At 48.5% G+C, this 9,916-nt stretch carries 2 protein-coding genes, 4 tRNA genes and 6 rRNA genes; 2 read left to right on the forward strand and 10 right to left on the reverse strand.

What is annotated here, in order from left to right:
- The first annotated feature begins 38 nt into the window (after positions 1–38).
- Complete coding sequence (locus LRQ06_RS05590) at positions 39–1,331, forward strand: cation:proton antiporter (protein ID WP_232765439.1); 1,293 nt, start codon at positions 39–41, stop codon at positions 1,329–1,331.
- A 581-nt stretch (positions 1,332–1,912) separates the two neighbouring features.
- Here the strand turns inward: LRQ06_RS05590 and rrf (LRQ06_RS05595) are convergent.
- The 4 genes from rrf (LRQ06_RS05595) to LRQ06_RS05610 form a co-directional block, all read right to left on the reverse strand.
- A 5S ribosomal RNA gene (gene rrf, locus LRQ06_RS05595) occupies positions 1,913–2,028 on the reverse strand.
- 6 nt (positions 2,029–2,034) lie between these two features.
- Positions 2,035–2,110, reverse strand: a tRNA-Thr gene (locus LRQ06_RS05600).
- Positions 2,111–2,168: 58 nt separating this feature from the next.
- A 5S ribosomal RNA gene (rrf, locus tag LRQ06_RS05605) occupies positions 2,169–2,284 on the reverse strand.
- A gap of 86 nt (positions 2,285–2,370) precedes the next feature.
- A 23S ribosomal RNA gene (locus LRQ06_RS05610) occupies positions 2,371–5,260 on the reverse strand.
- A 23-nt stretch (positions 5,261–5,283) separates the two neighbouring features.
- Between LRQ06_RS05610 and LRQ06_RS05615 the strand changes: the two genes are divergently transcribed.
- Positions 5,284–5,508 (forward strand): hypothetical protein, encoded by a 225-nt coding sequence (locus LRQ06_RS05615; protein ID WP_232765440.1) that lies wholly within the window; start codon positions 5,284–5,286, stop codon positions 5,506–5,508.
- A gap of 92 nt (positions 5,509–5,600) precedes the next feature.
- Here the strand turns inward: LRQ06_RS05615 and LRQ06_RS05620 are convergent.
- From LRQ06_RS05620 to LRQ06_RS05645, 6 genes are all read right to left on the reverse strand, one after another.
- A tRNA-Val gene (locus tag LRQ06_RS05620) sits at positions 5,601–5,676 on the reverse strand.
- 28 nt (positions 5,677–5,704) lie between these two features.
- Positions 5,705–5,780, reverse strand: a tRNA-Lys gene (locus tag LRQ06_RS05625).
- Positions 5,781–5,782: 2 nt separating this feature from the next.
- Positions 5,783–5,858 (reverse strand) — tRNA-Glu (locus LRQ06_RS05630).
- A gap of 67 nt (positions 5,859–5,925) precedes the next feature.
- Positions 5,926–7,467: ribosomal RNA gene (locus LRQ06_RS05635) — 16S ribosomal RNA — on the reverse strand.
- 343 nt (positions 7,468–7,810) lie between these two features.
- Positions 7,811–7,926 (reverse strand): 5S ribosomal RNA (gene rrf, locus LRQ06_RS05640).
- 86 nt (positions 7,927–8,012) lie between these two features.
- Positions 8,013–9,916, reverse strand: a 23S ribosomal RNA gene (locus LRQ06_RS05645); the annotation flags it as partial.

Raw genomic sequence — 9,916 nt, forward strand, 5'->3', positions numbered from 1 at the left:
AAAATTTCTAACACAAATTGTAACAATATGAGAACACCATGTCGGTCTACTACACTTTATGCTTTCTTTCCGCAGCAGCCATGGGTATAGCTTTTATAAACAGTAAAATTAGTCGAATGCAAACGACCATCGCTATTACCGCCGGAGCTATGATACTGTCTTTGTTTATCCTCATCTCAGGTCAAAATAACTGGTTTCACCTGACTCAAATCGCGACTGAAACCATGACAAGCATTAACTTTGAGAACTTTCTACTCAAAGGTATTCTCGGTTTCCTGCTATTTGCCGGTGGATTAGGCATAAAACTTCCCAACCTGACAGATCAAAAATGGGAAATTGCCGTTCTTGCTCTGGGAGCAACACTATTCTCCACCTTTTTTATCGGCGGTGTTTTGTATTTTATTTGTCAAATGATTGGAATCCAGTTTAATTTGGTATATTGCCTTTTATTTGGTGCTCTGATTTCTCCAACCGACCCAATAGCCGTGCTTGCTATTGTAAAAAAACTCAACGCCCCGAGACGAATTTCCACTCAAATAGAGGGAGAATCCTTATTTAATGACGGCTTCGGTCTGGTTATATTTGTTACGTTATTCACTATCGCCTTTAGTTCTCATACTCCAACAATCAGTAGTGTTTCAATGCTTTTTCTGAGAGAAGCCATCGGCGGTATTTGCTACGGCCTTGCTCTGGGACTTCTCTTTCATTATCTCATCAGCTCAACCAATGATCACTCGATGGAGCTATTACTGACCATCGGGGTTCCAACAGCCGGTTATGCTTTTGCTGAAGTGATACACGTTTCCGGCCCATTAGCCATGGTTGTCTCTGGTATCATGATTGGCAACTGGACACGATTCATCGGGTTTTCAAAAGAAAGTGAAGAACACTTAGATCGATTCTGGGAATTGGTTGATGAGTTTTTAAATGGCGTTCTTTTCCTGCTCATCGGTATGTCCATGCTGTTGTTTAAATTCCATGAAGAAGACTGGATTGTCATGGCAATCGCTGTTCCCCTTGTTCTTGCCGGTCGCTATCTAAGTGTGTTTACGGCGTACCTGGGCTTTAGACGTTATCGCTCGTACAACCCATGGTCAATTACAATACTGACCTGGGGCGGTCTGCGGGGAGGACTGGCTCTGGCAATGGCTCTGTCAATTCCATCGGGTATATTGGTTATCCCGGATAAACTCATCGATGTAAAAGAGCTGATTTTGGTAATGACTTATGCCGTGGTGGTTTTTTCTATTCTGGTACAAGGTTCTACGATAACGCCAATGATAGAAAAAGCGAAAAATGCCGAAAAAAACGCTGAGATTGACAAGCAGTAAAAATACGATCTAATTGAGGTTATTCATCATCAGCATCAATTAGCTATGAATAGCTTCAACTCATCGGCTTCAAAAACTCACAAGCCAGCAGATATCTATTCGGATAAAAGTGAAACTGCTGGCTCTCTCTTCAATCTCACTTCAAATATAAAATCCCTTAGACACAAGATTCATGACTAACCGATTCTGATATCCATACCTGAATTTGGCAACACTACTATCCTGATTTCACCTGTCATCTGCTCAAACACACTAGGTTTCGATGAGGACTTTCGCTAACCACCCAAGAAATATAATAAAATTAGATCGTGTTAAACATTCTCAAGGGAAATGATCGTTAAGGCACCTGACTATATAGCTTCTGGGCCATAGTGCTTGGTTTCAGGGATTAATTGAGGTTTGGCATAAAAATATAAAAAAGGAACACACATGAGAGCAGTATCGGATTAGCTTCGTCTTTATGGATTATTTTAAAGGTATAAAGTCAAAAGTCTGCTTAGTCTGAATCAGATCTACAGAATTTATAAACAGAGAAAGAAAATATGTCTAAGGAAACAAATAGATAAAGAAGAAAGGATAGAGTTTAGCGATGTCCTACTCTCACATGAGGAAGCCCCACACTACCATCGGCGCTAATTCGTTTCACTTCTGAGTTCGGCATGGAATCAGGTGGATCCAAATTGCTATGGTCGCTAAACAAAACTGGTGCTGATACCCAGACTCGAACTGGGGACCTCATCCTTACCAAGGATGCGCTCTACCACCTGAGCTATATCAGCATGGATAACCTTATTAAAAAAGCCCGTTATAGAGATAACGGGCTCTTGGGAAATAAAAGCCTGGCGATGTCCTACTCTCACATGGGGAAACCCCACACTACCATCGGCGCTAATTCGTTTCACTTCTGAGTTCGGCATGGGATCAGGTGGGTCCAAATCGCTATGGCCGCCAGGCAAATTCGTTAATTCAGAAAGCTGTCTTATTCTCAACCCACAACCAAGATTCTCTCTTGAGTCCGCCAAAACCTTTTCGGTGTTGTATGGTTAAGCCTCACGGGCAATTAGTACAGGTTAGCTCAACGCCTCACAACGCTTACACACCCTGCCTATCAACGTTCTGGTCTCGAACAACCCTTCAGGACACTTAAAGTGCCAGGGAAGACTCATCTCAGGGCTCGCTTCCCGCTTAGATGCTTTCAGCGGTTATCGATTCCGAACTTAGCTACCGGGCAATGCGATTGGCATCACAACCCGAACACCAGAGGTTCGTCCACTCCGGTCCTCTCGTACTAGGAGCAGCCCCCTTCAATCTTCCAACGCCCACGGCAGATAGGGACCGAACTGTCTCACGACGTTCTAAACCCAGCTCGCGTACCACTTTAAATGGCGAACAGCCATACCCTTGGGACCGACTTCAGCCCCAGGATGTGATGAGCCGACATCGAGGTGCCAAACACCGCCGTCGATATGAACTCTTGGGCGGTATCAGCCTGTTATCCCCGGAGTACCTTTTATCCGTTGAGCGATGGCCCTTCCATTCAGAGCCACCGGATCACTATGACCTGCTTTCGCACCTGCTCGAGCCGTCACTCTCGCAGTCAAGCGGGCTTATGCCATTACACTAACCTCACGATGTCCAACCGTGATTAGCCCACCTTCGTGCTCCTCCGTTACTCTTTGGGAGGAGACCGCCCCAGTCAAACTACCCACCAGGCACTGTCCTCATCCCCGATTAGGGGACCAAGTTAGAACATCAAACATACAAGGGTGGTATTTCAAGGATGGCTCCACACAATCTGGCGACTGTGTTTCATAGCCTCCCACCTATCCTACACATGTAGGCTCAATGTTCAGTGCCAAGCTGTAGTAAAGGTTCACGGGGTCTTTCCGTCTAGCCGCGGGTACACTGCATCTTCACAGCGATTTCAATTTCACTGAGTCTCGGGTGGAGACAGCGTGGCCATCATTACGCCATTCGTGCAGGTCGGAACTTACCCGACAAGGAATTTCGCTACCTTAGGACCGTTATAGTTACGGCCGCCGTTTACCGGGGCTTCGATCAACCGCTTCGACCAAAGTCTAACAGCATCAATTAACCTTCCGGCACCGGGCAGGCGTCACACCGTATACGTCATCTTACGATTTTGCACAGTGCTGTGTTTTTAATAAACAGTTGCAGCCACCTGGTATCTGCGACTCCCGTCAGCTCCATCCGCAAGGGACTTCACCATCAGGAGCGTACCTTCTCCCGAAGTTACGGTACCATTTTGCCTAGTTCCTTCACCCGAGTTCTCTCAAGCGCCTTGGTATTCTCTACCCGACCACCTGTGTCGGTTTGGGGTACGATTCCTTACTGTCTGAAGCTTAGAGGCTTTTCCTGGAAGCATGGCATCAATGACTTCACCACCTTAGTGGCTCGACATCGTGTCTCAGCCTTAAAAAGAGCCGGATTTACCTGACTCTTAAGCCTACGCACTTGAACCTGGACAACCATCGCCAGGCTCATCTAGCCTTCTCCGTCCCCCCATCGCAACAGTAAGAAGTACGGGAATATTAACCCGTTTCCCATCGACTACGCTTTTCAGCCTCGCCTTAGGGGTCGACTTACCCTGCCCCGATTAACGTTGGACAGGAACCCTTGGTCTTCCGGCGTGGAGGTTTTTCACCCCCATTATCGTTACTCATGTCAGCATTCGCACTTCTGATACCTCCAGCGTGCGTTACCACACACCTTCAGCGGCTTACAGAACGCTCCCCTACCCAATACGATAAATCGCATTGCCGCAGCTTCGGTTTACAACTTAGCCCCGTTACATCTTCCGCGCAGGCCGACTCGACTAGTGAGCTATTACGCTTTCTTTAAATGATGGCTGCTTCTAAGCCAACATCCTAGCTGTCTGAGCCTTCCCACATCGTTTCCCACTTAGCTGTAATTTGGGACCTTAGCTGGCGGTCTGGGTTGTTTCCCTCTCCACGACGGACGTTAGCACCCGCCGTGTGTCTCCCGGATAGTACTTACTGGTATTCGGAGTTTGCAAAGGGTTGGTAAGTCGGGATGACCCCCTAGCCTTAACAGTGCTCTACCCCCAGTAGTATTCGTCCGAGGCGCTACCTAAATAGCTTTCGGGGAGAACCAGCTATCTCCGAGTTTGATTGGCCTTTCACCCCTAGCCACAGGTCATCCGCTAATTTTTCAACATTAGTCGGTTCGGTCCTCCAGTTGATGTTACTCAACCTTCAACCTGCCCATGGCTAGATCACTCGGTTTCGGGTCTATATCCAGAGACTAAACGCGCAGTTAACACTCGCTTTCGCTACGGCTCCCCTAATCGGTTAACCTTGCCACTGAATATAAGTCGCTGACCCATTATACAAAAGGTACGCAGTCACCTAACTAGTAGGCTCCTACTGCTTGTACGTACACGGTTTCAGGTTCTGTTTCACTCCCCTCACAGGGGTTCTTTTCGCCTTTCCCTCACGGTACTGGTTCACTATCGGTCAGTCAGGAGTATTTAGCCTTGGAGGATGGTCCCCCCATTTTCAAACAGGATATCACGTGTCCCGCCTTACTCGATTTCACTTATACAATGCCGTCAGTTACGGGGCTGTCACCCTGTATCGCGTGCCTTTCCAGACACTTCACCTGACACTGTATCAGCTTAAGGGCTACTCCGATTTCGCTCGCCGCTACTTTCGGAATCTCGGTTGATTTCTTTTCCTCGGGGTACTTAGATGTTTCAGTTCTCCCGGTTCGCCTCATTAAGCTATGTATTCACTTAATGATACTTACTGCTGTAAGTGGGTTTCCCCATTCGGAAATCTCAGATTCAGGTGGCTCTTACTGCCTCATCTGAGCTTATCGCAAGTTAGTACGTCCTTCATCGCCTCTGACTGCCAAGGCATCCACCATGTACGCTTAGTCACTTAACCATACAACCCGAAAAAGTTTCGGAATGTGGTCTTGTCACCAAGATTTGTCTGCCATTTTTATACATGCGGCAGACTATGATATTGCCGGACTCAATTTCCAAGAACACTTGATTGTGTTGGTCTTTCTTATACAAGAAAGTATTGAGAACTTTTACAAACAGTTTTGTTTAAAAACAAAACTGCTTTGTCAGCTTTCCAAATTGTTAAAGAGCAATGCTACTTTCTACCAAAAGAAAGGCACTTTCTAACGACTCTCGGATGGCTATTCAGCCGTCAAAAATTCCAACCACGTACATGCAATGAAGTGGTTTGGAATCCATGTCCAAAAATAGTTAGAGAGTGGTGGGCGATACCGGGTTCGAACCAGTGACCCCCTGCTTGTAAGGCAGGTGCTCTCCCAACTGAGCTAATCGCCCACAATATTTGTTTTCCTGTGGCAGGAAATGGTGGGTCGTACAGGATTCGAACCTGTGACCAATTGATTAAAAGTCAACTGCTCTACCAACTGAGCTAACGACCCAATGGTATCCCGTAGGGGAGTCGAACCCCTGTTACCGCCGTGAAAGGGCGGTGTCCTAGGCCTCTAGACGAACGGGACACTAAGATACTCTTAAACGACATAAACCTTCAATCTGTGTGAACACTCGACAATAACCATCATCGTGTAAGGAGGTGATCCAGCGCCAGGTTCCCCTAGCGCTACCTTGTTACGACTTCACCCCAGTCATGAACCACAAAGTGGCAAGCGTCCTCCCGAAGGTTAAACTACCTGCTTCTTTTGCAGCCCACTCCCATGGTGTGACGGGCGGTGTGTACAAGGCCCGGGAACGTATTCACCGTGGCATTCTGATCCACGATTACTAGCGATTCCGACTTCATGGAGTCGAGTTGCAGACTCCAATCCGGACTACGACGTACTTTTTGGGATTCGCTCACTTTCGCAAGTTGGCCGCCCTCTGTATACGCCATTGTAGCACGTGTGTAGCCCTACTCGTAAGGGCCATGATGACTTGACGTCGTCCCCACCTTCCTCCGGTTTATCACCGGCAGTCTCCCTGGAGTTCCCACCCGAAGTGCTGGCAAACAAGGATAAGGGTTGCGCTCGTTGCGGGACTTAACCCAACATTTCACAACACGAGCTGACGACAGCCATGCAGCACCTGTCTCAGAATTCCCGAAGGCACTCCTCTATCTCTAAAGGATTTTCTGGATGTCAAGAGTAGGTAAGGTTCTTCGCGTTGCATCGAATTAAACCACATGCTCCACCGCTTGTGCGGGCCCCCGTCAATTCATTTGAGTTTTAATCTTGCGACCGTACTCCCCAGGCGGTCTACTTAACGCGTTAGCTCCGAAAGCCACAGCTCAAGGCCGCAACCTCCAAGTAGACATCGTTTACGGCGTGGACTACCAGGGTATCTAATCCTGTTTGCTCCCCACGCTTTCGCATCTCAGTGTCAGTATCTGTCCAGGGGGCCGCCTTCGCCACCGGTATTCCTTCAGATCTCTACGCATTTCACCGCTACACCTGAAATTCTACCCCCCTCTACAGTACTCTAGCCAACCAGTTTCAAATGCGATTCCGAGGTTAAGCCCCGGGCTTTCACATCTGACTTAATCAACCACCTACATGCGCTTTACGCCCAGTAATTCCGATTAACGCTCGCACCCTCCGTATTACCGCGGCTGCTGGCACGGAGTTAGCCGGTGCTTCTTCTGCAGCTAACGTCAAAATAACAGAGTATTAATCTGTCACCCTTCCTCACTGCTGAAAGTACTTTACAACCCGAAGGCCTTCTTCATACACGCGGCATGGCTGCATCAGGGTTTCCCCCATTGTGCAATATTCCCCACTGCTGCCTCCCGTAGGAGTCTGGACCGTGTCTCAGTTCCAGTGTGGCTGATCATCCTCTCAGACCAGCTAGAGATCGTCGCCTTGGTGAGCTCTTACCTCACCAACCAGCTAATCTCACTTAGGCGTATCCGGTAGCGCAAGGTCCGAAGAGCCCCCGCTTTGACCCATAGGTATTATGCGGTATTAGCCATCGTTTCCAATGGTTATCCCCCTCTACCGGGCAACTTCCTAAGCATTACTCACCCGTCCGCCGCTCGTCAGCAAGAAAGCAAGCTTTCTTCTGTTACCGCCCGACTTGCATGTGTTAGGCCTGCCGCCAGCGTTCAATCTGAGCCATGATCAAACTCTTCAATTAAAGTTTTTTGATGCCTTAGCATCGGCTCAATGAATACTGATAACATGCACTACTTTATCAAAAGTAATGTTATGTTGAATTGACTGTGCCAAACATTCATTCTAAAAAGAAATCCTGTTCGTTTTGGTCACTCGTATCATTGATAAAATTTTTTGGATGTTTATCCGACGAGTGCCCACACAGATTGATAGGTTTATATTGTTAAAGAGCTTTGCTTTCAGTGCGTTAGCACTTAAGCAGGACGCGTATAATACGCTACCCACTTTGAAAGTCAACATAAAACTCTAATCTTTTTTAAAGTCTTATGGTGACTTGCTTAAATCAATAAGCAAGCAAAATAAAAGCCTGGCGATGTCCTACTCTCACATGGGGAAACCCCACACTACCATCGGCGCTAATTCGTTTCACTTCTGAGTTCGGCATGGGATCAGGTGGGTCCAAATCGCTATGGCCGCCAGGCAAATTCGTTAATTCAGAAAGCTGTCTTATTCTCAACCCACAACCAAGATTCTCTCTTGAGTCCGCCAAAACCTTTTCGGTGTTGTATGGTTAAGCCTCACGGGCAATTAGTACAGGTTAGCTCAACGCCTCACAACGCTTACACACCCTGCCTATCAACGTTCTGGTCTCGAACAACCCTTCAGGACACTTAAAGTGCCAGGGAAGACTCATCTCAGGGCTCGCTTCCCGCTTAGATGCTTTCAGCGGTTATCGATTCCGAACTTAGCTACCGGGCAATGCGATTGGCATCACAACCCGAACACCAGAGGTTCGTCCACTCCGGTCCTCTCGTACTAGGAGCAGCCCCCTTCAATCTTCCAACGCCCACGGCAGATAGGGACCGAACTGTCTCACGACGTTCTAAACCCAGCTCGCGTACCACTTTAAATGGCGAACAGCCATACCCTTGGGACCGACTTCAGCCCCAGGATGTGATGAGCCGACATCGAGGTGCCAAACACCGCCGTCGATATGAACTCTTGGGCGGTATCAGCCTGTTATCCCCGGAGTACCTTTTATCCGTTGAGCGATGGCCCTTCCATTCAGAGCCACCGGATCACTATGACCTGCTGTTCGCACCTGCTCGAGCCGTCACTCTCGCAGTCAAGCGGGCTTATGCCATTACACTAACCTCACGATGTCCAACCGTGATTAGCCCACCTTCGTGCTCCTCCGTTACTCTTTGGGAGGAGACCGCCCCAGTCAAACTACCCACCAGGCACTGTCCTCATCCCGATTAGGGGACCAAGTTAGAACATCAAACTACAAGGGTGGTATTTCAAGGGATGGCTCCACCACAAATCTGGCGACTGTGTTTCATAGCCTCCACCTATCTCTACACATGTAGCTCAATGTTCAGTGCCAAGCTGTAGTAAAGGTTCACGGGGTCTTTCCGTCTAGCCCGCGGGTACACTGCATCTTCACAGCGATTTCAATTCACTGAGGTCTCGGGTGGAGACAGCGTGGCCATCATTACGCCATTCGTGCAGGTCGGAACTTACCCGACAAGGAATTTCGCTACCTTAGGACCGTTATAGTTACGGCCGCCGTTACCGGGCTTCGATCAACCGCTTCGACCAAGTCCTAACAGCATCAATTAACCTTCCGGCACCGGGCAGGCGTCACACCGCTATACGTCATCTTACGATTTTGCACAGTGCTGTGTTTTTAATAAACAGTTGCAGCCACCTGGTATCTGCGACTCCCGTCAGCTCCATCCGCAAGGGACATGTCACCATCAGGAGCGTACCTTCTCCCGAAGTTACGGTACCATTTTGCCTAGTTCCTTCACCCGAGTTCTCTCAAGCGCCTTGGTATTCTCTACCCGACCACCTGTGTCGGTTTGGGGTACGATTCCTTACTGTCTGAAGCTTAGAGGCTTTTCCTGGAAGCATGGCATCAATGACTTCACCACCTTAGTGCTCGACATCGTGTCTCAGCCTTAAAAAGAGCCGGATTTACCTGACTCTTAAGCCTACGCACTTGAAACCTGGACAAACCATCGCCAGGCTCATCTAGCCTTCTCCGTCCCCCCATCGCAACAGTAAGAAGTACGGGAATATTAACCCGTTTCCCATCGACTACGCTTTTCAGCCTCGCCTTAGGGTCGACTTACCCTGCCCGATTAACGTTGGACAGGAACCCTTGGTCTTCCGGCGTGGAGGTTTTTCACCCCCATTATCGTTACTCATGTCAGCATTCGCACTTCTGATACCTCCAGCGTGCGTTACCACACACCTTCAGCGGCTTACAGAACGCTCCCCTACCCAATACGATAAATCGCATTGCCGCAGCTTCGGTTTACAACTTAGCCCCGTTACATCTTCCGCGCAGGCCGACCGACTAGTGAGCTATTACGCTTTCTTTAAATGATGGCTGCTTCTAAGCCAACATCCTAGCTGTCTGGCCTTCCCACATCGTTTCCCACTTAGCTGTAATTTGGGACCTT

The organism is Vibrio salinus, assembly GCF_021272385.1.
Lineage (GTDB): Bacteria > Pseudomonadota > Gammaproteobacteria > Enterobacterales > Vibrionaceae > Vibrio > Vibrio salinus.